22 protein-coding genes are annotated in these 24,646 nt (G+C 62.2%); 13 read left to right on the top strand and 9 right to left on the bottom strand.

The window, feature by feature from the left end; translation table 11 throughout:
- The first annotated feature begins 30 nt into the window (after positions 1–30).
- The gene (locus B9A97_RS15970; RefSeq protein ID WP_084366437.1) at positions 31–765 is read left to right on the top strand and encodes a DUF3750 domain-containing protein; all 735 of its coding nucleotides are present in this window, start codon (positions 31–33) and stop codon (positions 763–765) included.
- Positions 766–1,136: 371 nt separating this feature from the next.
- On the opposite strand, the gene B9A97_RS15965 is transcribed toward B9A97_RS15970, so the two are convergent.
- Positions 1,137–2,138: an NAD(P)H-quinone oxidoreductase gene (locus B9A97_RS15965; RefSeq protein ID WP_084366350.1), complete on the bottom strand. Its 1,002-nt coding sequence runs from the start codon at positions 2,136–2,138 to the stop codon at positions 1,137–1,139.
- Between the two features lie 199 nt (positions 2,139–2,337).
- Here B9A97_RS15965 and B9A97_RS15960 point away from each other — a divergent pair, with 199 nt between their 5' ends.
- The 3 genes from B9A97_RS15960 to B9A97_RS15950 all read left to right on the top strand — a co-directional run bounded on the left by B9A97_RS15960 (position 2,338) and on the right by B9A97_RS15950 (position 4,984).
- The gene (locus B9A97_RS15960) at positions 2,338–2,733 is read left to right on the top strand and encodes a hypothetical protein (RefSeq protein WP_084366349.1); all 396 of its coding nucleotides are present in this window, start codon (positions 2,338–2,340) and stop codon (positions 2,731–2,733) included.
- Positions 2,734–2,846: 113 nt separating this feature from the next.
- Positions 2,847–4,124, top strand: a complete 1,278-nt coding sequence (locus B9A97_RS15955; protein WP_084366348.1) for a glucosaminidase domain-containing protein — start codon at positions 2,847–2,849, stop codon at positions 4,122–4,124.
- 110 nt (positions 4,125–4,234) lie between these two features.
- Complete coding sequence (locus B9A97_RS15950; RefSeq protein WP_084366347.1) at positions 4,235–4,984, top strand: SDR family oxidoreductase; 750 nt, start codon at positions 4,235–4,237, stop codon at positions 4,982–4,984.
- Between the two features lie 60 nt (positions 4,985–5,044).
- On the opposite strand, the gene B9A97_RS15945 is transcribed toward B9A97_RS15950, so the two are convergent.
- On the bottom strand, positions 5,045–6,841 hold the full coding sequence (locus B9A97_RS15945; RefSeq protein ID WP_084366346.1) for a bifunctional diguanylate cyclase/phosphodiesterase: 1,797 nt from the start codon (positions 6,839–6,841) through the stop codon (positions 5,045–5,047).
- 206 nt (positions 6,842–7,047) lie between these two features.
- Here B9A97_RS15945 and betI point away from each other — a divergent pair, with 206 nt between their 5' ends.
- The 4 genes from betI to betA all read left to right on the top strand — a co-directional run bounded on the left by betI (position 7,048) and on the right by betA (position 12,697).
- On the top strand, positions 7,048–7,647 hold the full coding sequence (gene betI, locus B9A97_RS15940; protein ID WP_084366345.1) for a transcriptional regulator BetI: 600 nt from the start codon (positions 7,048–7,050) through the stop codon (positions 7,645–7,647).
- A 253-nt stretch (positions 7,648–7,900) separates the two neighbouring features.
- Entirely contained in the window at positions 7,901–9,427 is a 1,527-nt protein-coding gene (betC, locus tag B9A97_RS15930; protein WP_084366344.1) for a choline-sulfatase, read from the top strand.
- A gap of 2 nt (positions 9,428–9,429) precedes the next feature.
- Positions 9,430–10,893: a betaine-aldehyde dehydrogenase gene (gene betB / locus B9A97_RS15925; protein WP_084366343.1), complete on the top strand. Its 1,464-nt coding sequence runs from the start codon at positions 9,430–9,432 to the stop codon at positions 10,891–10,893.
- Positions 10,894–11,044: 151 nt separating this feature from the next.
- Complete coding sequence (gene betA / locus B9A97_RS15920) at positions 11,045–12,697, top strand: choline dehydrogenase (protein WP_084366342.1); 1,653 nt, start codon at positions 11,045–11,047, stop codon at positions 12,695–12,697.
- A gap of 15 nt (positions 12,698–12,712) precedes the next feature.
- Here the strand turns inward: betA and B9A97_RS15915 are convergent, their stop codons facing one another.
- From B9A97_RS15915 to B9A97_RS15890, 6 genes are all read right to left on the bottom strand, one after another.
- Positions 12,713–13,012, bottom strand: coding sequence for a type II toxin-antitoxin system RelE/ParE family toxin (locus tag B9A97_RS15915; RefSeq protein ID WP_084366341.1), 300 nt, complete (start codon positions 13,010–13,012; stop codon positions 12,713–12,715).
- A complete protein-coding gene (locus B9A97_RS15910; RefSeq protein ID WP_084366340.1) occupies positions 13,009–13,281 on the bottom strand; it encodes a YlcI/YnfO family protein in 273 nt (90 codons plus the stop codon). Before B9A97_RS15910 ends, B9A97_RS15915 begins: the two co-directional genes overlap by 4 nt.
- 75 nt (positions 13,282–13,356) lie before the next feature.
- Complete coding sequence (locus tag B9A97_RS15905; RefSeq protein ID WP_084366339.1) at positions 13,357–13,827, bottom strand: DUF6644 family protein; 471 nt, start codon at positions 13,825–13,827, stop codon at positions 13,357–13,359.
- A gap of 7 nt (positions 13,828–13,834) precedes the next feature.
- Positions 13,835–14,209 carry a DUF6152 family protein gene (locus B9A97_RS15900; RefSeq protein WP_084366338.1) on the bottom strand — a complete coding sequence of 125 codons (375 nt, stop codon included), beginning with the start codon at positions 14,207–14,209 and terminating at the stop codon, positions 13,835–13,837.
- 90 nt (positions 14,210–14,299) lie between these two features.
- Positions 14,300–15,685 carry a virulence factor family protein gene (locus B9A97_RS15895; RefSeq protein WP_084366337.1) on the bottom strand — a complete coding sequence of 462 codons (1,386 nt, stop codon included), beginning with the start codon at positions 15,683–15,685 and terminating at the stop codon, positions 14,300–14,302.
- Complete coding sequence (locus tag B9A97_RS15890) at positions 15,682–16,995, bottom strand: phosphatidylglycerol lysyltransferase domain-containing protein (protein WP_084366336.1); 1,314 nt, start codon at positions 16,993–16,995, stop codon at positions 15,682–15,684. The genes B9A97_RS15895 and B9A97_RS15890 overlap by 4 nt, the downstream gene beginning before the upstream one ends.
- Before the next feature lie 294 nt (positions 16,996–17,289).
- Between B9A97_RS15890 and B9A97_RS15885 the strand changes: the two genes are divergently transcribed.
- From B9A97_RS15885 to B9A97_RS15865, 5 genes are all read left to right on the top strand, one after another.
- Positions 17,290–18,039 carry a phosphoadenylyl-sulfate reductase gene (locus B9A97_RS15885; RefSeq protein WP_084366335.1) on the top strand — a complete coding sequence of 250 codons (750 nt, stop codon included), beginning with the start codon at positions 17,290–17,292 and terminating at the stop codon, positions 18,037–18,039.
- Positions 18,040–18,108: 69 nt separating this feature from the next.
- Positions 18,109–19,065, top strand: a complete 957-nt coding sequence (gene cysD / locus B9A97_RS15880) for a sulfate adenylyltransferase subunit CysD (RefSeq protein ID WP_084366334.1) — start codon at positions 18,109–18,111, stop codon at positions 19,063–19,065.
- Between the two features lies 1 nt (position 19,066).
- Positions 19,067–20,542 (top strand): sulfate adenylyltransferase subunit CysN, encoded by a 1,476-nt coding sequence (cysN, locus tag B9A97_RS15875; protein ID WP_084366333.1) that lies wholly within the window; start codon positions 19,067–19,069, stop codon positions 20,540–20,542.
- A gap of 147 nt (positions 20,543–20,689) precedes the next feature.
- A complete protein-coding gene (locus tag B9A97_RS15870) occupies positions 20,690–21,610 on the top strand; it encodes a MerR family transcriptional regulator (protein WP_084366332.1) in 921 nt (306 codons plus the stop codon).
- A 165-nt stretch (positions 21,611–21,775) separates the two neighbouring features.
- The gene (locus B9A97_RS15865; protein ID WP_084366331.1) at positions 21,776–23,482 is read left to right on the top strand and encodes a methyl-accepting chemotaxis protein; all 1,707 of its coding nucleotides are present in this window, start codon (positions 21,776–21,778) and stop codon (positions 23,480–23,482) included.
- A 50-nt stretch (positions 23,483–23,532) separates the two neighbouring features.
- Here B9A97_RS15865 and B9A97_RS15860 read toward each other — a convergent pair whose 3' ends face one another.
- Positions 23,533–24,561 carry a LacI family DNA-binding transcriptional regulator gene (locus tag B9A97_RS15860; RefSeq protein WP_280164087.1) on the bottom strand — a complete coding sequence of 343 codons (1,029 nt, stop codon included), beginning with the start codon at positions 24,559–24,561 and terminating at the stop codon, positions 23,533–23,535.
- Between the last annotated feature and the right edge of the window lie 85 nt (positions 24,562–24,646).

The following is a 24,646-nucleotide window of genomic DNA, read 5'->3' as shown; positions in this document are numbered from 1 at the left end:
ATCAAGACGCTCAGCTCCATGGGACTCCTGATGAAGCATATCAAACGGCTCCTGCTCACCATCCTCGTCGTGTTCATCCTGCCGACGCTGGTTTCGGCCGGCCTGTGGGTGACAAGGGACCATCCGGCCAACTGGCGGGATGCGGATTGGTCATCGTCAGGTCTGTTGAAGCCGGCATCGGATGACGGCGATGCGGCGATCTACGTGTTTTCAGCCCGTACCGGCGGCTTCAAGGGCTCGGTGGCCAGCCATGCCTGGATCGTCACCAAGGCAAAGGGTGGCGACTATGTGCGCTATGACAAGGTGGGATGGGGAAGCCCGATCCGCCGCAACCATCGCCCGCCGGATGCCTTCTGGTATTCCAACACCCCCGAACAGGTTGTCGCGGTGCACGGGCCTGCCGCGGAACGGCTGATCCCGGCGGTCGAGAAAGCCATTGCCGACTATCCGCATTCATCGGCCGGTGACTATCGCATCTATCCCGGACCGAATTCGAATACCTTCGTCGCCCATGTGCTGCGCTCCGTGCCGGAACTCGGAGCCGTGCTGCCGCCGGATGCGGTGGGGCGCGATTACATCGCCGATGGGCGGCTGCTTGCCATCGATAGCGACGGTCGCGATGTGCATGTGAGCTATCAGGGGCTGCTTGGGTTTGCCGCCGGCCAGCGCAGCGGGCTGGAGGTGCATTTCCTCGGCCTCGTGGCGGGCATCGATTTTTCCCGCCCGGCCATCAAGCTGCCCGGCATTGGCAGCCTTGGCTTGTGATGCATTGTACGGCTGGCCATAAACGCAAAAAGGGTCGCACGAAGCGACCCTTCCATGAAATCTGGTCCGGTTCAACGAACCCGGGCCGTCTCTCGACGGTCCGAAGGAAGATGCGTTCAGGCCGAGGGCTGCCCCGTCAAAACCGCTACCTTTCCATTGCCCGCTACACAGACCGAAATCTCACTAGACATTGGATCACCTTCCTTTCGTTACGTTGCCGATGGGTAAAAGGTAGGCGCAGACGCCTCATGTTTCAAGCCACGTTATGTAACGGTTTCGATCCATAAGTGAGTTGATATCTCACGAGAATCTCCTATCATTCGCCAGCCTGCAGACCTGGGAAGCCCATTTTAACCCGGTATTAGGACTGGTTAATCCAGGGTTAAGACGATCTTGCCGATGTGATCGCTCGATTCCATCAGCCGATGCGCCTCGACGACCCTGTCGAATGGCAGGACCGTATGGATGACCGGCGCCACCTGCCCGGCTTCCAGCAGCGGCCAGACCTGCGCCTTCAAATCATCACGAATGGCGCGCTTTTCCTCCGCCGTGCGGGGACGCATGGTCGAGCCGGTCACCGTCAGGCGCTTCACCATGATCGGGGTAAGATCGACCTTTTCGGCCTGGGCGCCGCCAAGGAAAGCGATGATCGACAGGCAGCCATCCTTGGCAAGGCAGGCCAGGTTCTTCTGGAAATAGGAGGCGCCGACCATGTCGAGCACGACATCGACGCCCTGTCCCTGGGTGTGCTCTTTCACCACGGCGACGAAATCTTCCTCGCGGTAGTTGATGGCGCGCGCGGCTCCCAGATCGACGCAGGCGGCGCATTTTTCCGCCGTGCCTGCCGTCGTCAGCACCTCGGCACCAAAGGCGCGGGCGAGTTGGATCGCGGTCGTACCGATGCCTGAGGTGCCGCCATGGATCAGTACCGTCTCGCCTTCGGTGAGGCCTGCCATCTGAAACAGGTTGGCCCAGACGGTGAAAAAGGTCTCCGGGAGGGCCGCCGACTTGACCGAGTCATATCCCCTGGGAATGGCAAGGGCCTGGCTGGCGGGAACGGCGCAGTACTCGGCGTAGCCGCCGCCATTGGCGAGTGCGCAGACCTTGTCGCCCAGCACCAGATCGACAACGCCCTCCCCCAGCGCCACCACCTCGCCGGATATTTCCAGGCCGAGAACGGGGCTTGCGTCCTTCGGCGGGGGATAATGACCCTGGCGCTGCGCGACATCAGGCCGATTGACGCCCGCCGCCTCCACCCGCACCAGCACCTCGCCCGGCCGCACCGCCGGCAAGGGCCCTGACTTGATCGTCATCACATCAGGCGCGCCGAAGGACGGCAGATCGACATATCGCATGGTGGCGGGAAGGGTCATGGCCTGGGCCTCCTTTGCTGGCTGAGCGCCGATACCTAGAGCAGACCGCCTGTCATGAAAAGGAGGTGGATGGTCGCGGAGGCTTCCTTCCCGGATGTTCACCTTGGCACCGAAGCGAGTTCGGCAAATGGATACACAAATTAGTTGTATTTCTTAATTATGCATTTTAAGATTGCATTACCATCAAATGGAGGGGGCCATGCATGGCAATTCGCAAGATCTTATCGTTCTGATTCTGGTATTGGCAGTCTACAACCTCGGGATCATGGTCCTTCTCAAATACATCCTGGCCGGCGTCAGTCTGAAGGAAGCGGCCCTGGAGAAGGCTCCGACTACAACCTCCGGCGTTGCCGAGACGGCTGGTACATCTGTAGAAAATCCTGAAACCAGCTACAGCCGGGTAACCGGACTGGTGGGCATGATCGTGATGGCCTGCTTCCTGTGGGGTCTCGGAAACGTCATTTTCTACATGATGCTGATTGGCAAGGCGGGCGACCTCGCCACCGTCATCAACTCAGTCGGAACCTATTTCCTCGCCGGGGCATCGCTCTTTGCTCCCTATGCAGTCAACCAGTTGCGCGCAGCCTTTAAATAGCGGCAGCACGCGCCGCTGAAATCCACGCCTAACACACATCGATCATCGACAGATTTCTCGGGGCCGGCCAGCCGCGTGGCTGATGACGCGCGACCCTATCATGGAGGAAGAACGTGAGCATCTGGAATGAGTTAGTCCAAGCCGCACGGGTGGCGCAGATCCCGGCACCCGCCTTGCGCGCCGTCACGCTGGCCCAATGGATCCTGGAGTCAGGGCGTGGCACCTCCGATCTGGCGCGGCTGCACTACAATTTTGCCGGGCTGAAATGGCGGGAGGAAATGACCGGTTATGCCACCAAGATCCGATATGTCGCCCATGACGGCGCTGATGACTACTGCGCCTTCACCTCGGCCGAAGCCTTCATCCAGGGATATTGGCGGTTCATTGGACGCAGCATCTATGCCGGCTGGCAAAGCTATGCCACGGACCCGTGCGGCTATCTTCGCTTCTTGAAAAGCCGAGGCTACGCCGCCGATCGGGATTATGTTGCTAAGGTCGAACGACTGATGGCAGAGGCGCAGAGCCTTCTTTCGGAGGTGTCGCCGTCGGAGGACGTGGAACCCGACCGGCCCAGTCGCAGCGATCTCGGTGAAACGCTTGATGACCATCTGGGATCACTGGATGAGCCGGATTTCGTCACGCTGCCATCGGTGCAGCACCGTTGGCGTGGAACGCGGCCGAACGGGCTGGAAGGTGCGATCGTCCACTACGATGCCGGCAGGCGCGTGCCCTCTCGCGGGGCCGACGATCCGGAATGGGGCGGCAAGAACACGCTGCGCTCCGGCCAGGAACAGGGTTTCGCCTATGTCACGATCAGCCGCAGCGGCAAGATCTACCTGCCGTCGAATATGGACTGGTTGTCCTGGGGCTACCATGCCGGTGAAAGCAAATGCCCGAAGACCAGCAGGACGTCAGTGAGTGCCTATTACGTGGGTTTCGAGGTCAATTGCCCTGGCTATGTCTATCCGACCGAAGACGAGAACGTCTTCGTGCCCTGGTTCGACGCTGTGCGCAATGAACACGGCAAGGTCATCGTTGACGCCAAGGGGCGGGCCAAAGTGCGCAATCCCAATGGCGAGCTGTATTCGAGGGCTCAACTGCGTCACGTGGCATCGCTTACCGACAATATCAGGCCGGGCGCCTATGTGCCCTATACGGATGCCCAGTATCAAGCCTTGCTCACCTGCCTCCTGTGGCTGAAGCGCCGCTATCAGCAGACATTCCGACTGGACTACGTCTTTGGCCACGACGAGGTCTCGCCTGGTCGCAAGGTCGACCCTGGTGGTTCGCTTGGACCGCAGGCTGCGGGCGATGTCGGACCGCCGATGACTATGAAGGCCTTCAGGGCGGAGCTCCTGGCGCGATGGGCGGAACTGCAAGCCTTGAGCTGACACGGGTTGCCGCATGACCGGCCACGCCACCTCATCCTGCAGGAAACGGGTGGCTGGCGGGGTCGGCCGCCCCTATCCATCGGCCTCCCCAATCACAAGGAGGCTTTTCGATGGGACTGTTGGACAACAAGGTGGCGATCATCACGGGTGCGTCGTCTGGCATCGGCCGCGCGGCGGCGGAGGTGTTTGCAGCCGAGGGTGCTGCCGTGGTTCTGAACGCGCGCGGCGCAGCAGCGCTGGAGACGGTTGTGAACCAGATTTGTGCCAGGGGCGGGCGCGTCGTCGGCGTGGTGGGCGACGTGGCGCTGGCAGAAACACATGAAAGGCTGGTGGCGACTGCGGTCGGCGAGTTCGGCGGGCTCGATATCGGCTTCAACAATGCCGGCACCATCGGTCCCTACAAGCCGCTCGCCGAGGTGGAGCCTGACGCCTGGAACGAGACACTGGCGACGAATCTGACCTCCGCCTTCCTCGCCAGCCGGGCGCAGATTCCGGCCATGCTGGCGCGTGGCGGTGGCTCGATCATCTTTACCTCCAGCTTTGTCGGCACCAGCGTCGGCCTGCCGGGCATGGCATGCTACGCCGCCTCCAAGGCGGGGTTGATGGGATTGGTGAAGGGGATCACGGCCGATTATGGCAGCCAGGGCATCAGGGCCAATGCGCTTTTGCCCGGCGGCACGGATACCGCCATGGCCGGTGACGAGGCACAGAAAAGCTGGGCGGCGGGCCTCCATGCGTTCAAGCGCATTGCGAGGCCGGATGAGATCGCCCGCGCGGCGCTGTTCCTGGCGAGCCCGATGTCCAGTTTCGTCGCCGGCTCGGCCCTTTATGCCGATGGCGGCAATGCCGCAGTGAAATAGGCCTGAGAAATAGCCCTGAACGGAGGCATTTAAGCCGTCGCGGAGCAATCCGCGGCGGTATTAGCCGAAGGCCTCCACCACAAGGCCGCCGTCGCTTTCCTTGGCCTGCTTCTTGATGCTGGCGATTCTGGCGCCGACGCGGTTGATGTCGTCGATGATCAGACCCCGGGGCAGTTCCAGCACGCCGATGGAGCAGCGCATCAGCGCGAAATCCCGGATCATGCCGCTGCGGTCCTCGCCGTGGATGCGGCCACGGGCGCGATCTTCATCGGAATAAAGCTCGATGACATCGTCGTGGAAGTCGCTGAGCAGCCGGTCGAGGATTTCGGTGAGTTCGGCGCGGGTCCAGTCGCGCACGCCGATGAAGAAATCATCGCCGCCGACATGGCCGAGGAAATCGCCTTCGGAGAAGAAGTAGCGGCGCATCAGGGCGGCAAACAAGGTGATGGCATGGTCGCCCATGTGGAAGCCGTAGTGGTCGTTGAACGGCTTGAAGTTGTCGAAGTCGCAGTAGCAGAAATGCCGGGTTTCATCGCCATCGCGGCCGGCATCCTGCATGAAGTCGCGGATGGCGCGGTTGCCCGGCAGGCTGGTCAGCGGGTTCTGGTCCTGGGCGATCTGCAGCTGTTTTTCATTGATGACGCGGATCAGCGAGGCGGCGGAGACGACGCCGGCATACCGCATGTTTTCCGTGAGGATGACGCAATCGCTGCCGCCTGTGTTGGCAAAGATCGACATCAGCCGCTCGGCATCGGCATCGAGGCCGACGATCGGTGCACGCTCGACGAAATGGGAGATCGTGCGCTCGTAAACCTTGTTCTTCAGCAGGTCGCGACCGAAGGGCTGGTAGATATATTCCTTGAGGTGATGCTCGTTGATCGTGCCGCGCGGCTCGCCATTGGCATTGAGCACCGGAAAGAAGCTCTGGCGCGGATTGCGACGGAAGAGGTCGAAGACGCTGTCGATGCTGGCATGTTCGAACACGGTCGGCAGATGCTCGATCTGCTTGCGGATCAGGATTTCATCCAGCGACTGGCTGGTGCGCTTGACCTTGCCGAGGTCCTGCAGGTGCGGGAAGGACGGCACCAGCTCGCTGACGAAGGTGGTGGGGCGAGCAATGAACCAGCCCTGCACCATATCGACGCCGAATTCGCGGCAGGCGAGGAATTCCGCCTCGGTCTCGATGCCCTCGGCGATCACGCGCACACCGAGCACATGGGCGATGTTGACGATGTTCTTGACCAGATGGCGCTTGCGCGGACTGCTATCGACACTGGCGACGAAATGCCGGTCGATCTTCACGTAATCGATCGGATAGTCGCACAAGAGCTTCATCTCGCCATGGCCGACGCCGAAGTCATCGATCGCCAATTTGAAGCCGGACTTGCGCATGGTATCCACGAGGCCGGCAAATTCCGGAACGCCCGTGTTGTCGAACCGCTCCGACAGCTCGAAGCAGACGGAGGACGGGGGAATGCCGGCGCGCTTCAACTGCTCCAGAAGGCCTTCCATCAGCCGCTCGCCATGGCGGATCAGGCGGACATCGAGATTGAGGAACAGCGTCGAGTAGCCATAATCCGGAAGGGAGGCAAACTTGGCGAGCGCGCGGTTGGCCATCATCTGTTCGAGCGGCAGCAACTGCATGCCGGCCTCTGCCTGGTCCAGCAATTCCAGCGGAGTGGAAAAACCGATCCTATCCTGGCCGCGCATCAGCGATTCATAACCGAACACTGCGCCGGTCCCGACTTCGACGATGGGCTGGAAGGCGTTTTCGAGAACGAGCTTGGCAAGGGTGATCAGCTGGTCGTTGGCGAAACGCTTCACGACCCCCTGATCCACGGCGGCACCCGAATACATGATTTATCTCCGCAATTTCTTTGTGTTTTATGCCGGTGACGTTGACGACAAATCGTCAAGAAAGCCTTTCGCCAAAATGAAGGTTTTGTGACGGAGGTCACTTCTCTTCACGCTTCGAGCCCGCCGCATTCCATCATTTAAGGTCGGAGATTTTTATTGATTGATGGATCAATCAAAAATAAGCTGCAGGACAAAAAGGGGAAGAGATGCCGAGAATCGGAATGGAGCCGGTGCGCCGTAAGGCGCTCGTTGATGCCGCCTTGCGGGCCATCGGCCAGCATGGCAGCCTTGACGTGACCATGTCCGAGATCGCCCGGACGGCCGGCGTTTCGCCGGCACTCGCGCATCATTACTTCGGCTCCAAGGACCAGTTGCTGATCGAGACGATAAGGGCGCTGCTGCGGCAGTTGCGGGCCGACACTGTTGATGCACTCCGGCATGCGCAGACGCCGCGCGAGAGGCTTTCGGCGGTGATCCGCGTCAGCTTCCATGCCGACCAGTTCGCGTCCGAGACCATCGCGGCCTGGCTCGCCTTCTATACCGAAGCGCAGCGGTCCGAGGCGGTGCGCCGCCTGCTGGTGATCTATGCCCGGCGGCTCAATTCCAACGTGGTTTCGGCGCTGAAGGCGCTTTGTCCTGCCCACGACGCAGGCCGCATCGCCGAGGGCGCGGCTGCGATGATAGACGGGCTTTATATCCGGCAAAGTCTGCGCTCGGCACCGGTGACGGTGGAAGGGTCGATGGCGCTAGTCGAGGATTATATCGAGGGGCAGTTGGCGGGGATTGGGCGTGGAACAGCGCGTTAATTTTATCACGTTTGCGCGTGAGTACCCCCCTCTGCCCTGCCGGGCATCTCCCCCTCAAGGGGGGAGATCGATTCGTGGCGGCGCCCCGCCCGCTGCGAGCCTTGTGGTGTTTGGCCACGGAGTGAGAGCGCTGGCGCTTCTTGCCGATCTCCCCCCTTGAGGGGGAGATGTCCGGCAGGACAGAGGGGGTTGCCGCCAGCATAGTCATATTTTGGTCGCCGCCACACACACGACACAACAACAGAGAAACCGCATGACAGAGAAACCCAATATCCTGATCATCATGGTCGACCAGCTGAACGGGAAATTCTTTCCCGATGGTCCGGCGGAGTTCCTGCATGCGCCGCATCTGAAGGCGCTGGCGGCGCGGTCGGCGCGGTTCAAGAACAACTATACCTCCTCGCCGCTTTGTGCGCCGGCGCGGGCCTCGTTCATGGCGGGGCAATTGCCGAGCCGCACGCGGGTCTATGACAACGCGGCGGAATATGTGTCCTCCATCCCGACCTTCGCCCACCACCTGCGCCGCGCGGGCTATTACACCGCGCTGTCGGGCAAGATGCATTTCGTCGGGCCGGACCAGTTGCACGGCTTCGAGGAGCGGCTGACGACCGATATCTACCCGGCCGATTTCGGCTGGACGCCCGACTATCGCAAGCCGGGCGAGCGGATCGACTGGTGGTATCACAATCTGGGTTCCGTGACCGGCGCCGGCGTGGCCGAAATCACCAACCAGATGGAATATGACGACGAGGTTGCCTTCCTCGCCAACCAGAAGCTCTACCACCTCGCCCGGGAAAACGATGACGAGAGCCGCCGCCCCTGGTGTCTCACGGTGTCCTTCACCCATCCGCACGACCCCTATGTGGCGCGCAAGAAATTCTGGGACCTCTACGAGGATTGCGAGCACCTGCAGCCGGAGGTGGGGGCAATCCCGCTCGAGGAGCAGGACCCGCATTCGCAGCGCATCATCTTTTCCTGCGACTACAAGAACTTCAACGTGACCGAAGAGGATGTGCGCCGCTCCCGCCGGGCCTATTTCGCCAACATCTCCTATCTGGATGAAAAGGTCGGCGAACTGATCGATACGCTGACCCGCACGCGGATGCTGGACAAGACCCATATCCTGTTCTGCTCCGACCATGGCGACATGCTGGGCGAGCGCGGGCTGTGGTTCAAGATGAACTTCTTCGAGGGCTCGGCCCGCGTGCCGCTGATGATATCAGGTCCCGGCGTGACGCCAGGCCTCTTCACCCAGCCGACCTCCAATCTCGACGTGACGCCGACGCTGTGCGATCTCGCCGGTATCTCGATGGACGAGATCATGCCCTGGACCGACGGCATGAGCCTCACGGGCATGATGAAGGGCGAAAACCGCTCGGCGCCTGTCCTGATGGAATATGCCGCCGAGGGCTCCTATGCGCCGCTGGTCTGCATCCGCGAGGGCAAGTGGAAATACATTCACTGCGCGCTGGATCCGGACCAGTTGTTCGATCTCGAAGCCGATCCGCTGGAATTGCGCAACCTCGCGGCCGAGCCGACCCACACGGACCTGGTCACCTATTTCGCGGTGAAGCGCAAGGCGCGCTGGGACATGGCCGCCTTCGACGCCGCCGTGCGCGAGAGCCAGGCGCGCCGCTGGGTGGTCTATGAGGCGCTGCGCAATGGCGCCTATTACCCCTGGGATCACCAGCCGCTGCAAAAGGCATCCGAGCGCTACATGCGCAACCACATGGATCTCAACGTGCTGGAAGAATCCAAGCGCTATCCGCGAGGAGAATGACGATGAAAGCTCAACCACAAGCCTCCCATTTCATCGACGGCGAGTACGTCGAGGACACCGCAGGCACTGTCATCGAGAGCATCTATCCGGCCACCGGCGAGGTGATCGCCCGCCTGCATGCCGCGACCCCTGCCATCATCGAGAAGGCGATCGCGTCTGCCAGCCAAGCGCAGAAGGAATGGGCCTCGTGGAGCCCGGCGGCGCGTGGACGCGTGTTGAAAAAGGCGGCCGAGATCATCAGGAGCAGGAATCGCGAGCTTTCAGAACTCGAAACGCTCGACACCGGCAAACCGATCCAGGAAACCATCGTCGCGGACCCGACCTCGGGCGCGGATTCGTTCGAGTTCTTCGGCGGCATCATCGCATCAGCCATGAATGGCAGCCAGATCCCGCTGGGAGGCGACTGGGCCTATACGAAACGCGTGCCGCTCGGGGTGGTTGTCGGCATCGGCGCCTGGAACTATCCGCAGCAGATCGCCTGCTGGAAAGGCGCGCCGGCGCTCGCCGCCGGCAATGCCATGGTGTTCAAGCCCTCGGAAGTGACCCCGCTTGGGGCGCTCAAGATCGCCGAAATCCTGATCGAGGCCGGCCTGCCCAAGGGCGTCTACAACGTCATCCAGGGCGACCGGGACACGGGGCCGCTGCTCGTCTCTCATCCTGACGTGGCCAAAGTGTCGCTGACCGGCTCGGTGCCGACAGGCCGCAAGGTTGCAGGCGCGGCGGCCAGCCAGTTGAAGCATGTGACGATGGAACTCGGCGGCAAGTCGCCGCTCGTCGTGTTCGACGATGCCGATCTTGAGAGCGCGATCTCGGGCGCGATGCTTGGCAATTTCTACTCCACCGGCCAGGTCTGCTCCAACGGCACGCGCGTCTTCGTGCACAAGGCGCTGAAGGAGCGCTTCCTCGCCCGCCTCAAGCAGCGGACCGAGGCGATCGTGATCGGTGACCCGCAGGACGAGGCGACGCAGATGGGGCCGATGGTCTCGCTCGCCCAGCGGGAAAAGGTGCTCTCCTATATCGACAAGGGCAAGGCGGAAGGGGCGACGCTCATCACCGGCGGCGGCATTCCGAACAGCGTCACCGGCGAAGGTTATTATATCCAGCCGACCGTCTTCGCCGATGTGACCGACGACATGACCATCGCGCGCGAGGAAATCTTCGGGCCTGTGATGTGCGTGCTCGATTTCGAGGACGAGGCCGAGGTGATCGCCCGCGCCAATGCCACCGAATTCGGCCTCTCCGCCGGTGTCTTCACATCAGATTTCTCCCGTGCCCACCGGGTCGTGGACCATCTGGAAGCAGGCACACTGTGGATTAACACCTATAATCTCTGCCCGGTCGAAATCCCCTTCGGCGGATCGAAACAATCAGGCTTTGGCCGCGAGAATTCGGCAGCGGCGCTGGAGCATTATTCCGAGCTGAAGACCGTCTATGTCGGCATGGGCAAATGCGAGGCACCGTATTGACTGAGCAAAGGCCCCTCACCCTGACCATCTCCCCGCAAGCAGGGAGAGGAGACGCGGTGTACGGGGCATGACGAATAGTAAGCCGGCGCGGCCTATGCCTTCTACCCGCTCGCGGGGAGAAGGTGGCGGCAGCCGGATGAGGGGCAGCTAAATGCAGAATGCAGACTACATCATCATCGGTTCCGGCTCCGCCGGCTCGGCGCTGGCCTATCGGCTCTCCGAGGACGGCAAGAACACCGTGCTGGTGCTCGAATATGGCGGTTCGGATTTCGGGCCTTTCATCCAGATGCCGGCGGCACTCGCCTGGCCGATGAGCATGAAGCGCTACAATTGGGGCTATCTCTCGGAGCCCGAGCCGAACCTCAACAACCGCAGGATCACGGCGCCGCGAGGCAAGGTGATCGGCGGATCGTCGTCGATCAACGGGCTCGTCTATGTTCGCGGCCATGCGGAAGACTTCAACCGCTGGGAGGAGCTTGGCGCCCAGGGCTGGGCCTATGCTGACGTGCTGCCCTATTTCAAGCGCATGGAGAACTCCCATGGCGGCGAGGCCGGATGGCGCGGCACGGACGGACCGTTGCATGTGCGGCGCGGGCCGGTGAAAAACCCGCTGTTCCATGCCTTCATCAAGGCCGGCCAGCAGGCGGGTTTCGAGCTGACCGACGATTATAACGGCTCCAAGCAGGAAGGCTTCGGCCTGATGGAGCAGACCATTCATAACGGCCGGCGCTGGTCGGCGGCGAATGCCTATCTCAAGCCGGCGCTGAAGCGGCCCAATGTCGAGTTGTTGCACTGCCTCGCCCGCAAGGTGGTGATCGAGAACGGTCGCGCCGTCGGCGTCGAGGTCGAGCGCGGCGGCAAGATCGAGGTCGTGAGGGCGAACCGGGAGGTGATCGTCTCGGCATCGTCGTTCAACTCGCCGAAGCTTTTGATGCAGTCCGGCATCGGCCCGGCAGCGCACCTCAAGTCGATGGGGATCGAGGTGGTGGCGGACAGGCCGGGGGTTGGCGCCAACCTGCAGGACCATATGGAATTCTACTTCCAGCAGGTCTCGACCAAGCCGGTCAGCCTCTATTCCTGGCTGCCCTGGTTCTGGCAGGGGGTTGCCGGTGCGCAGTGGCTGCTGTCCAAGGGCGGGCTTGGTGCTTCCAACCAGTTCGAGGCCTGCGCCTTCCTGCGCTCGGCGCCGGGGTTGAAGCAGCCCGACATCCAGTATCATTTCCTGCCTGTCGCGATCAGCTATGACGGCAAGGCCGCCGCAAAGAGCCATGGCTTCCAGGTGCATGTGGGCTACAACCTGTCGAAGTCACGCGGATCGGTGACCCTGCGCTCGCCCGAGCCGAAAGCCGATCCTGTCATCCGCTTCAACTATATGAGCCATCCGGAGGATTGGGAGAAGTTTCGCCACTGTGTGCGCCTCACCCGCGAGATCTTTGGGCAAAAGGCCTTTGACGAGTTCCGCGGGCCGGAAATCCAGCCGGGTGAAGGTGTAACGTCGGACGAGCAGATCGATGCCTTCCTGCGCGAGCATCTGGAGAGCGCCTATCACCCCTGCGGCACCTGCAAGATGGGCCGCGCCGACGACCCGATGGCCGTGGTCGATCCGCAGACACGGGTGATCGGGGTCGAGGGCCTGCGCGTCGCCGACAGCTCGATCTTCCCCCATGTCACCTATGGCAATCTCAACGGACCCTCGATCATGACCGGCGAGAAGGCAGCGGACCATATCCTCGGCAAGCAGCCCCTGCCCCGTTCGAACCAGGAGCCCTGGGTGAACCCGCGCGCTGGGGTGAGCGACAGGTAGGCGGATCGACGGGGGTCAGTGGTAGTCGTCCTCGCGCTGGTGGCGGACGGCAGCGACTGTCACCGTTCCCCCGTCATCGACGCGAAAGAGGACCACGTAGCCACTTGAGCCGAAGGGGACGATCAGTTCACGCAGAAACGGGTCCTCATCCCGGGCTTTTCTGCAACTGAAGGGGAATGTCCTCAGATGCTCGATCGCCGCAACTATTGCCTTGTAAGCTCTATCTGCCAGACCGACGTCAAAGGATATTAGATAATCGTATAGTCGATCAAAGTCTTCGATTGCCTCGTCGGTATAGCGGATCGTGTATGTCATTCCTCACGGGCCGCCTTTGCCGCGTCAAGCTTAGCCTTGAGTCGACCCAAAACCTCTTCCGTCGTGTAATAGACGCCGGTCCGTTCCGCCTCTGCGAGCGAGGCCAGACCGCGGGCGATGAACTCGGCCTGGGTCTTGCGGTAGTGGATCTGCGCCCGCAATGAATTTTCCACGAATGCCGAGAGGGTCTCGCCCTCCTTCAGCACGCTTTCTGCATCCGCACGTAGAGCCGGATCGACGCGAAGCGAAGGTATGGTAGCCGATTTCATTTGGAAACTCCCGCGTTGCAATTGCGATGCAGGATATCACAAATCTGGCCTTCAACAACAGACGTCGTGCCAGGTTCAGAGAAAGCCGATCCAGCGACCGGCGATGATTGTCGAGGCCCAGAGCACGAGCGACAGGGCTGCAGATAGACGCAGGGTCATGGATGCCTCCCCGCTTGCCTCGAACTGCCGCCAGGCCGGGAGGCGGCGGATGGCAAGTGCGTTTATACCGCCCAGCGCCACCAGCGCGAGTTTCGCCAGGAAGGCTGAGTTCTGCAGGTAGCCTGCCGGCCGAACGAGAAACAGGACAAGGCCGGTCAGCAGCGCTGCCGTGAGCCCATAGGCGGCAACGCGGGACAGGACCTTGATCGCCGGCGACATCGGCAGCGTCCTGAACAGCCTGAGGAGGCGCAGGTCCAGCACCAGCACGGAGCCGAACAAGGCGCCGATCGCCATGATATGGGCTGAACTTGCCAAGATATAGAGAACCGGCAGCCGCGTCATGGCACGCGCGACTGCCGTATCGCTTACCAGTGCCAGCCAGTCCATTGCGGAATCAGTTGGTCTGGATGCGTTCCGGATAGATGTCGTATTGCTTGCCGGATAGCGTCACGCGCACCGCTTTCAGGCGCTTTTCGTTGGGGTCGAGAGAGCGATTGCCGAGCACTGTCACCTCGTCGCCTACCTTGGCGACACCCTCGACAAAACCGGAGCGCTGCGTCTGGTTGGGATTGCCGAGTTCGATCCGCCAGCCGCCGTCGGCCGTCGCCAGTTCCAGGGTCGGATGCGGCGGGGCGAAGGAGAGGCTCTCGATCTTGCCCGTCAGTTCGATCTGGTCGGCCTCAGCCCAGGACCAGCCGTGATGGGCGAGTGCTGCACCTGCTGTGGCAAGGATGGCGATGGCCGCGGATGCGGCGAGGATACGGGTCATGCTGCGTCTCCCTGTTTTATACCTGAACGGGAGAATAGCGCATGAAAGGCATAGACCGCGGTCACCTTTGGTTGAACGCGATGGGCTAGGCTATTTCGCCGCGCCCTTGATGCGATCGAGGATGAAGCCGGTCAGCGTTTTATAGTCGCCATCGAAATGGTGGCCGCCCTCGCGGGTTACGATTTCGACGCCGTCGGCGATACGCGGGCGAAGCGCCGGACAGGCGCTCTCCTCATCCTTGTTGCCTTCGATGCACTGGATCTTGGAGGCTCCTATGCCGGCGAGATGATCGACGGGATCCCCATGCTTGGCGGCGCCCGCGACTCCCAGCCAGCCGGTGACGGCGATCTCAAAATCGGCGGCGTGGGACAAGGCCAGCAGCGACAGGAAGGACACGGACCGCTGGTCGTCAGCCGGCAGCTTGAGATATGTGGCCGGCAGGATGTTGGCGCCGAAGGAATAGCCAATCAGCACGACCTTGCTCACCTTCCACCTGGCCTTATGGACGGCGATGATGCGCGACAGGTCGGCGGCGGTCTGTTCCGGGCTTTGTTCGCTCCAGAAATAGCGGAGCGCATCGACGCCGACGACCGGAACGCCCGCCTCCTCCAGATAGGCACCGATCTGCTGGTCGATATCGCGCCAGCCGCCGTCACCGGAATAGATGATCGCCATGGTATCGAAACGCGGCTTCGCGTCGATCACCACGATGGGCAGATCGAGCGGCTGACTGGCGGCGGCCTGCCGCTGAAAGGCGGCGACGCCCTGCTCTTCCAGCACGTCCAGGCCTGGCGAACGGCTCTCCATGACTGTTATCGCCGGATGGGTCTGCTTGAGGGCAGCGGTGTGCGCCCGGCCTTCCGGAGTGGCATCGCTGCCCAAGGCAATCGTGACCGGCTGTGGCAGGTCGCCCGGCGTTAGGCCGTAGGAGATGCCTCCGGCAACCGGGGTTTTCGGCGCTGGTGTGCACAACTGCGTCTCCAGCGGGATGACCGCACCGGGATTGACGGCAAGCGTTTCGGCGATCGTCGCGTCAGGCGATTGCGCGGTCATGGCCAAGGCAAGCGTTGCCCCATCGCCCAGCCCCATCAGAACGGGCGGGTGATAGGTGGCCAAGCCTTCCCGGCGATGCAGGTCCTTCGACAGCTTCTCGACATCGGCAACCAGATAGAGGCAGTCATCCTGAATTTGTCTCAGGGCTGCATAGTAGCTGGGAAGGTCGACGCCGACGACAAGCGCACCCTTGGCGATGAGATCGGCGGTTACCCTGTCTTCATCCGGCGACCAGCCATCGCCATCCGATAGCAGGACGACGATACCGGCAATCTTGCCGTCCGGCTTGACCAGCCGATCCGTGGGCAGGCTCTCCAGACCGAAGTCAGCGGCCATAACCGAGCTGGCAAGACCCGTGGCGCAGGCAAGCGCGGCAAGCCACGGCACAAGCCGGCGGCAGCGTCTTCCGATGTGAGCGATCATCGACGCAGGATGCCCTTGAGACCGCCGCCGATCAGCATGGTGACATCGATTAGGGAGACGACCGGCAGGGTTGCGCCCTTGACCGCGAGATAGCGCGGCTGCCACTGCGGATCGAATTTTTCCTTGAAGGCGCGAACGCCCTGGAAGTTGTAGTAGCGCTCGCCATGCCGGTAGACACGACGGCCGATGCGGTTCCACAGCGGCGCCTGGGCATGGGCTGAAAGCCCCGACAGCGGCGCCATGCCGAGGTTGAGGGCACGATGCCCCGATGCCTTCAAGTGCTCCATGGTGCGCACGAACAGAAGGTCCATCATGCCGCGATGGATATCCGGCCGATGGCGCATGAGGTCGATGAAGGCCTCGCCGCCCGCCTCTGCCGTGAGAACGCTGGCGAAGGCAACGATCCGGCCTTCCAGGCGGATAATGGCGACGGGGCCGGAGGCGACATAGTCGCGCTTGAATGTGCCGAGCGAAAAGCCCTTTTCCGCGGCATTGTGCTGCGCAAGCCAGGCATCGGAGACCTCAGCCAGTTCGTCCATGGCGGCGAGAACCTCTTCCGGCTGGAGCAGGGCGAATTGCAGGCCATCGCGCTCGGCGCGATTGATGGAGCGGCGCAGCTTCAGCCAATCGCCACCCTTGGTATCGAAGCGAGTGAGATCAACGATGGCCTGTTCGCCGAGCTTCACGGTCTTCAGCCCCACATCCACAGCATAAGGCAGGAATTCCGGCGAGACCTGGTAGAAGACGGGCCGGCAGCCCTGGTCGCGGGCCAGATCGCAGAACTGGGTCACGAGGCCCTGCCAGGCATGGCGATCGCCAACGGGATCGAACAGGGCGACCAGCGAGCGGCCATGGCGGGCATACATGATGAAGGCCTTTCCACAATCGGAAAACAACAGCGCCTTGTCGCCAAGCCGCACCAGTCCGGCGCAGGCACTCGGCTGCTCGGACAAGAGCGCGACCGCCCGGCTCAACTGCTCGGAACAAGGCTGCGGCCTGGTATTGCGGACCCGGCGGACGATGCGCGTCGCAGCCAGGGTTCCCAGGAAGAAGGCGAGACCAACGGAGCCCTCGTCCTCCAGCCCGCTGCGATAGACATGCCAGCCGAGGCGAAGCGCCATTTCGTCCATCACAAATTGCCCGGCGGCAACCACCATGAGGCTGCCGACGATGGAGGCCAGGATCACGCGGGCGCGGACCTGCGCCACGACAGAGCGCGTGGCCCGCAGCATCACGCCTCGCAGCGCCACGATCCGTCGCGTTCCGTTCGCCGAGGACGGGGAAGATAAATCAGTCGCTGTATCTACCATGGGGGTTCCGTAGAGGTCTTCGATTCGGCATTTATTAGATTTTCTGGATGGAGCCGAGCTTGTCGCATGACGCAGTAAAAACTCTGCAAACAGGTCGTTTAAAATTCTCTGGCTCCCAAAATAGTCCGAAATTGCGGCAGTTACGGCCCGGCTGCAGGCCGGTTGCGTTTTCTTCCGGCGCGCCGCTTCAGAGAGATATTTGCTCTGATGTCGACCTGGGGCGCACGGCTGTTTCTGTCCGCGCGCCGCCCGAAATGCGATACTCCTCGTCAAAATGCGCCACAGGAATTCCCAATGACCGCAGCAGACAAGCAGACGACGGCCGACTCGCTGGACAGGCAGTTGGCGGACCTTGATCTTTCAGAACGCCTGGCACTGGTCTCCCGCCTTTCTGGCCGTGCCGTTTTCACGACGAGCCTTGGCATTGAAGACCAGGTGATCACCGCCGCCATCGGGCTTGCGCGCCTGCCGATCACGGTATCGACGCTTGAGACCGGCCGGCTGTTCAAGGAGACGTTCGACCTGATCGGCGAGACCGAAGAGCGGTTCGGCATGGTGATCGAGCGTTTCGTGCCGGAGCAGGCCGATATCGACGCCTATGCCGCGAAATACGGCCTGAACGGCTTTTATGACAGCGTCGAAGCGCGTCATGCCTGCTGTCATGTGCGCAAGCTGAAGCCGCTGGCACGCGCACTCGATGGCGCATCCATCTGGGTCACCGGCCTTCGCCGCGGCCAGTCCGGCAATCGTGCCTCCACGCCCTTTGCCGAATATGACGCCGAGCGCGACCTGATCAAGGTAAACCCGCTGGCGGACTGGTCGATCGAGGACATCAACGCCTATGTCGAGCGCGAGGCGGTGCCGACCAACCCGCTGCACAAGCGCGGTTATCCCTCGATCGGCTGCGAGCCCTGCACCCGGGCCATCAAGCCCGGCGAGCCAGAGCGCGCGGGCCGCTGGTGGTGGGAGAACGACGAGAAGCGGGAATGCGGCCTGCATGTGGCGGAGGCTGCGGCGACGTCCGCGATCCCAACGCCGGCCTGAACTGACTTCGCTCCGGTAGCTGCGAACGAAATTATCTGGGCAGCGGCCCAAGGAAAGACAAACAAGATCATGCACACCCATTCATCCGAGTTCGATCCCCATTCCAAGGACAGTCCGACAAAGCCGCCGCTGGATCCGCATCTGAAGGCGCTGGAAAACGAGGCGATCCACATTTTCCGGGAAGTGGCCGCCGAGTTCGAGCGTCCCGTGATGCTCTATTCCATCGGTAAGGATTCCTCCGTGCTCCTGCATCTGGCGCGCAAGGCCTTCTATCCCGGCCGCGTGCCCTTCCCGCTGCTGCACATCGACACCGGCTGGAAATTCCCTGAAATGATCGCGTTCCGCGACCGTACTGCGGAGAAATTCGATCTCGACCTGATCGTGCATACCAATCCGCGTGGGAAGAGCGAAGGCATCGGCCCGTTCTCCCATGGTTCGGCCTATCATACCGACGTGATGAAGACGGAAGCGCTGCGCCAGGCGCTGGACGCCGGCAGGTATGACGCGGCCTTTGGCGGCGCCCGGCGCGACGAAGAGGCAAGCCGCGCCAAGGAGCGCATCTACTCCTTCCGCACGCCCGACCATAAATGGGATCCGCGCAACCAGCGTCCGGAACTCTGGAACATCTATAACGGCATGATCCGCCGCGGCGAGAGCGTGCGCGCCTTCCCGCTGTCGAACTGGACCGAAGTCGATATCTGGCGCTACATCCAGGCCGAAAATATCGAGTTGCCGCCGCTCTATTATGCCAAGCGCCAGAAATATGTGGAACGCGACGGCATGTTGATGTGGGCCGAAGACCCGCGCTTCGAGCCGCTGCCCGGCGAACAGATCCAGGAAGGCATGCTGCGTTTCCGCACGCTCGGCTGCTGGCCGCTGACCGGCGGCATCCGCTCCAATGCCACCACGCTGGAAGAGGTGATTGCCGAACTGGAGATTGCCACCGTCTCCGAACGCCAGGGCCGCGCCATCGACAAGGACCAGGCCGGATCGATGGAAAAGAAGAAGCGCGAAGGATATTTCTGAGATGACCGCAGCAACGACAGTTCTCGCCACCGAGCTTCCCAAGGCAGACATTCTCCAGGTCACCCGCGATTCCCGGCCGCTGCGCCTCATCACCTGCGGCAGCGTCGACGATGGCAAATCCACGCTGATCGGGCGCCTGCTCTGGGACACCAAGGCGGTGAAGGAAGACCAGGCCGCCACGCTGCGGCGCGACAGCGGCCAGCAGAACGATCTCGGGCTTCCAGATTTCGCGCTGCTGCTCGATGGTCTTCAGGCCGAGCGCGAACAGGGCATCACCATCGACGTCGCCTATCGCTATTTCTCGACCGACAAGCGCTCGTTCATCGTGGCCGATACCCCCGGCCATGAGCAATATACCCGCAACATGGCAACCGGCGCCTCGACCGCCGACCTCGCCGTGCTCTTGGTCGATGCGCGTGTCGGCCTGCTGGAACAGACCCGGCGTCATGCCACAATCGCCTCGCTGATGGGCATCAAGCAGTTCGTGCTGGCCGTCAACAAGATCGACCTGACCGATTACGACCGTGCCGGCTTTGAGCGTATTACCCGCGAGTTCAAAGAACTGGCGCTGTCGCTTGGCGTGCGGCAGGTGACTGCCATTCCGATGTCGGCGCTGAAGGGTGAGAATGTCGTCTATTCCGCCAAGGCCGTCATGCCTTGGTATGAAGGACAGACGCTGGTCGAAACGCTGGAGCTGGCGACCCTTCGCTCCGCCCAGACCACCGGTTTCCGCCTGCCGGTGCAGCGTGTCTCGCGTCCGGGCGAAAGCTTCCGCGGCTACCAGGGCACGGTTGCCGGCGGTGCCGTGAAGCCGGGCGATAGTGTCGCCATCCTGCCATCGGGCGCCGTGGCCAATGTCAAGCAGATCGTCACCTTCGACCTGGTGCGCAATGCTGCCGTGGCCGGCGATGCGATCACGCTGGTGCTGGACCGCCAGGTGGATGTCTCGCGCGGCGACATGATCGTCTCGCTCGACAGCCAGCCGCAGACCGGCCTTGCCTTCGATGCCCAGATCGTCGCTTTGCAGCCCGATGGCATCGAGCCGGGCAAGCGCTACTGGCTGAAATCCGGCAGCCGCCGCCAGCGGGTGATCGTTCAGCCCGTCAGCCAGCTCGACCTGAAGTCCGGCAAATGGGCCTCGGCGGAGCGGCTGCCGCTCAACGCGATCGGCAAGGTGCATCTGAAGTTCGACGAACAGGCGATCTTCGACGCCTATGAGCTGAACCGCCATACCGGCGCCTTCATCCTGATCGACCCCGACACAAACAACACGATTGCCGGTGGCATGATCACCGCCAAGCGTGCGGATGTCGGCGGGCTGAATGCTGGCGAAGGTCGCGTGATCCTGTCCCTGCCGGCCGACCTGGCCGACCAGTTGATGGCAACCGAAGCCTTTGCCGAACGGCGCGACGAAGTGGAAACCCGGCGGATGACCGCAGCCCAGGCCCGCGACCTGTTCGACGGCATCGAGGGGTGACATCACGGGCACTGCCCTGCCTTGCCGACCGCGTATCGTGACGCGGCGGCACGGCGCAGCGCCGCTGTATACGCGAAATGGCGCTCACAATTGCCTTTTCGCAAGAACGCTCTTGTCCGCGCGTGACATCGCCCTAAAATAGCTCAGGTGGATACATCAGGCGATTCAAAGCGGCGATCCGAACCGGAGGACGAGAAGACGCTTCTCGGGCTGGCGGATGTGCTCGCCCTTGCTGGCATCACCAAGCTGGTTCTGCATGCCTGGGAACGTCGCTATGGCATGGCGCCGGCCGTGCGCAGCGAGACGGGCCGCCGGTTCTACACGGCGGCGCAGGCAGAGCGATTGCGACTTTTAAAGCTGTGCACGGATGCCGGCCATCGGATCAGCGCCCTTGTCGATCTGCCGGATCAGCAATTGGTCCGCTTGGCGGAAGCCCATATCGCCACCGGGGCGCTGGGACCGCTGTTGCGGGCCGTGCATGCGCTGGATGCGCCATTGTTGCAAAAGCTGCTGCAAAGACGTGCCGATGAGGATGGCCCGGAGGGTTTTGTCCGCAAGACGGTCGTGCCTTTGATGCAGGAAATCGGCGCGCGCTGGGCCACCGGCAACCTCAACGTTGCGGCCGAGCATATGGCGACGGCGGTGGTGAAGCGGATCCTCGGAACGATCATGGATCGCTGTCCACCCGCGCCCGTCGACGCCCCCTGCCTGATCGCCACCACGCCGAAGGGCGAGGAACACGAGATCGGCGCGCTGGTCGCAGCCCTCATCGCGCGGCTGCGCGGCTGGAACGCGCTGTACCTAGGCCCCAATCTTCCCAACGCCAATATCATCGATGCCACGCTGCTGCGCGAGGCGCGCCACGTGTGTCTCAGCGCGCTGAATGGCAAGCCGGATCAACTTCATCGCCAGCTAATGGATCTGCGGGCGGCCCTGCCCGCGTCTACCTTCATCTGGAGCGGCGGTCCGGGCTACCAGCCCGTGCCGGATATACCAGGCGTGTCCTTCATCGCGCATCTCGATGATTTCATTGCACTGCTGGAAGCGCATGGCGGGCAATCCGCCTGAGACCGGAAATCGCCCATCCCCCGACCGCCGCCAAACATATACATAAATCGCTAAATTAGCGGATTTTTCATTTTCTGTATATATTTCTACTTTCACTAACTTAATTGCGATGGTGGTTCTGATTGCCTCCAAGGGCCAGGCCACTGCGCCGACCGGAGATATTTCATGGGAATTGCAGCCTTCGTTAATCCCTTGTCTGCGGCGAAGACGCTGGCGCTGGATGCCCTCCAGGCCAATGTCATGGTGGCTGATGCAAAGCTCAACATCACCTATATGAACCCGGCCGTGATGGAACTGCTGAAGGAGGCGGAAAGCGACCTGAAGAAGGAACTGCCCCGCTTCAGCGTTGCGACCCTGATCGGCAGCAATATCGACGTGTTCCACAAGAACCCCTCGCATCAGCGCAACATGCTGGCCGCGCTGAAGAACAGGCACAACGCAACGATCACCGTCGGCACACGCGTCTTCGACCTTCTGGTCACGCCGCTGCGCCAGGGCGACAAGACGGTTGGCTTCGTCGTGGAATGGGCTGATGCCAAGGCGCGACTGCTGAACCTGGACTATGCGGCGCAGATCGCCGCCATCAGCCGTTCGCAGGCGATCATCGAATTCACCGTCGACGGGCGCATCATGGGCGCCAACGAGAATTTCCTGAACCTGATGGGCTATTCGCTTCAGGAGATCGTCGGACAAAACCACAAGATGTTCGTCGATCCCGCCTTTGCAGCATCGCCGGATTATCAGGCCTTCTGGAAAAACCTGTCGGAGGGTCGTTACCAGGCGGCGGAATTCAAGCGCCGGACAAAATCCGGACGCGACGTGATCATCTCGGCCTCCTACAATCCGATTCTGGATATCCATGGGAAGGTGGTGAAGGTCGTCAAGTTCGCGACCGATGTCACGGCCCGCGTCAACACCGTGAGCACGCTTGGAGACGCCCTGAAGCGGCTCTGTTCCGGCGATTTCGGCTTCCAGCTGACCGAGCCCTTCGCAGCGGATTTCGAATTCCTGCGCCATGACCTGAACACGTCTGTCCGCCAGCTATGCGGCACGTTCCAGGAAATTTCTGCCAGCGTCGAGGTTCTGGCGGAAGGCACGCGCGAGATCAACCAGGGCGTTAGCGACCTTTCCCGGCGAACCGAAAGCCAGGCCGCCAGTCTCGAGGAGACTGCCGCAGCACTTGAAGAAATCACGGCCAATGTCGGCTCGTCGGCACAGCGCGCGCAGGAAGCGCGCGGCGTTGCCGGCACCGCCAAGCAAAGTGCCGAACAATCCGGCGAGGTGGTTGCACGGGCGGTCGCCGCCATGAGCCGCATTGAGGATTCCTCCTCGAAGATCTCCAACATTATCAGCGTGATCGACGAGATCGCCTTCCAGACCAACCTGCTGGCGCTGAATGCCGGCGTCGAGGCGGCACGGGCCGGAGAGGCTGGGCGCGGATTTGCCGTCGTCGCCCAGGAGGTTCGGGAACTGGCGCAACGCTCGGCCAAGGCAGCCAAGGAGATCAAGGACCTCATCCAAAACTCCGCGACGGAGGTCTCGACCGGGGTCAAGCTGGTCAGCGATACCGGCAATGCCCTGCGGAATATCAGCCAGTTGATCGTCGACATCAACGATCACATCGTGGCGATCTCGACGGCATCCAAGGAGCAGTCGACAGGGCTTCTGGAGGTCAACAGCTCGGTCAACGGCATGGACCAGACGACCCAGCAGAATGCCGCCATGGTCGAGGAGAGCAGCGCGGCGGCAGCGACGCTATCGCAGGAAACCCAGAAGCTGGCCGGCATGATGGCCCAGTTCAACCTGGCGGAACACAGCGCAAGCCATGCCCGGCGCCCGGAAAGCCGCGCCACGCTCTATCAGGCGGCGTAGCGTAGGTCGGCGGCCCAAACCAATAGATCGAAGAACCGGCTGCGGCGCGATCATCGCGCCGTGGTTTCGCGCTCCATGAGGCTGTAGCCGACGTCGATGATTGCGGGACCATCCGTGGACTGGGCCAGCGCCCTGACGACCATGTCCACCGCCCGGTAGCCGATATCATAGCGCGGCAGCCGCACCGAGGTGATCGCCGGAAAGGCGGCGCGGGCATAGTCCAGATCATTGAAGCCGCAAATGCCGAAATCCTGGGGAACGCGGATGCCGCGGCGCTGGCATTCGAACAGCACGCCGAGCGCAATGTCGTCATTCTGGCAGAAGGCCGCGTCGGCGTCCGGCACCTTGGACAGCAGCATCTCCAGCATCTGGCAACCAAGGCCGATGCTGGTATGGGTCGGGACCGACAGGATCAGCTTCTCATCATAGAGGCCGGCTTCCTGCATGACCTGGGTATAGCCCTGGGTGCGCCTGACATTGCGCAGATCCGGCTGGCCACCGAGCAGGGCAATTCTCCTGTAGCCGCGGGCCAGAAGGTGGCGTGTTGCCGTGATCGCCGCGGCCCTGTTGTCGATCCCGATGCCCAAGGACACCGGCGGCGCGCTGACATCCATCATCTGCACGACAGGGCAAGGCGCCCGCGCCAGGAGGTTGCGCACCTCCTCATGCTCGGCCACGCCAATCAGGATGATGCCTGCGGGGTTCTGGCCCAGGAACAGCTTCAACTGCCGGAGTTCCTCGGCCGCATCGAAATGGGTGTTGGCATATTGAATCCTCAGATCGCTGGTGCGGGCGCGCTCCTCGATGCCGCGCATGGCGCTCATGAAGACATAATTGCTGAGCGACGGCACGAGCACGGCAATGATGCCGCTGTGGTGGCTGGCCAGCGCGCGGGCGGCGAAATGGGGCACATAGCCCATTTCGTCCACGATGCGCAGGATCGATTCGCGAAGCGGCGGGGATACTTTTTCGGGGTTGCGCAGCACCCTGGACACGGTGATCGAGCTCACTCCGGCGCTCTTGGCGACGTCGCTCAGAGTGATCCGGTCATGCGGCTGCCGCCGTCGTTTTACCTTCAATAGACACCTATCGCAAAGAGGCGTTCATTCGCAGCTTACCGCCTGAGAGGTGATCAGAACCACCCGTGAACGATCAACCATTAAT

The organism is Rhizobium sp. RU36D, assembly GCF_900176345.1.
Taxonomy (GTDB): domain Bacteria; phylum Pseudomonadota; class Alphaproteobacteria; order Rhizobiales; family Rhizobiaceae; genus Allorhizobium.
This window is presented reverse-complemented; position numbering and strand designations above follow the sequence as displayed.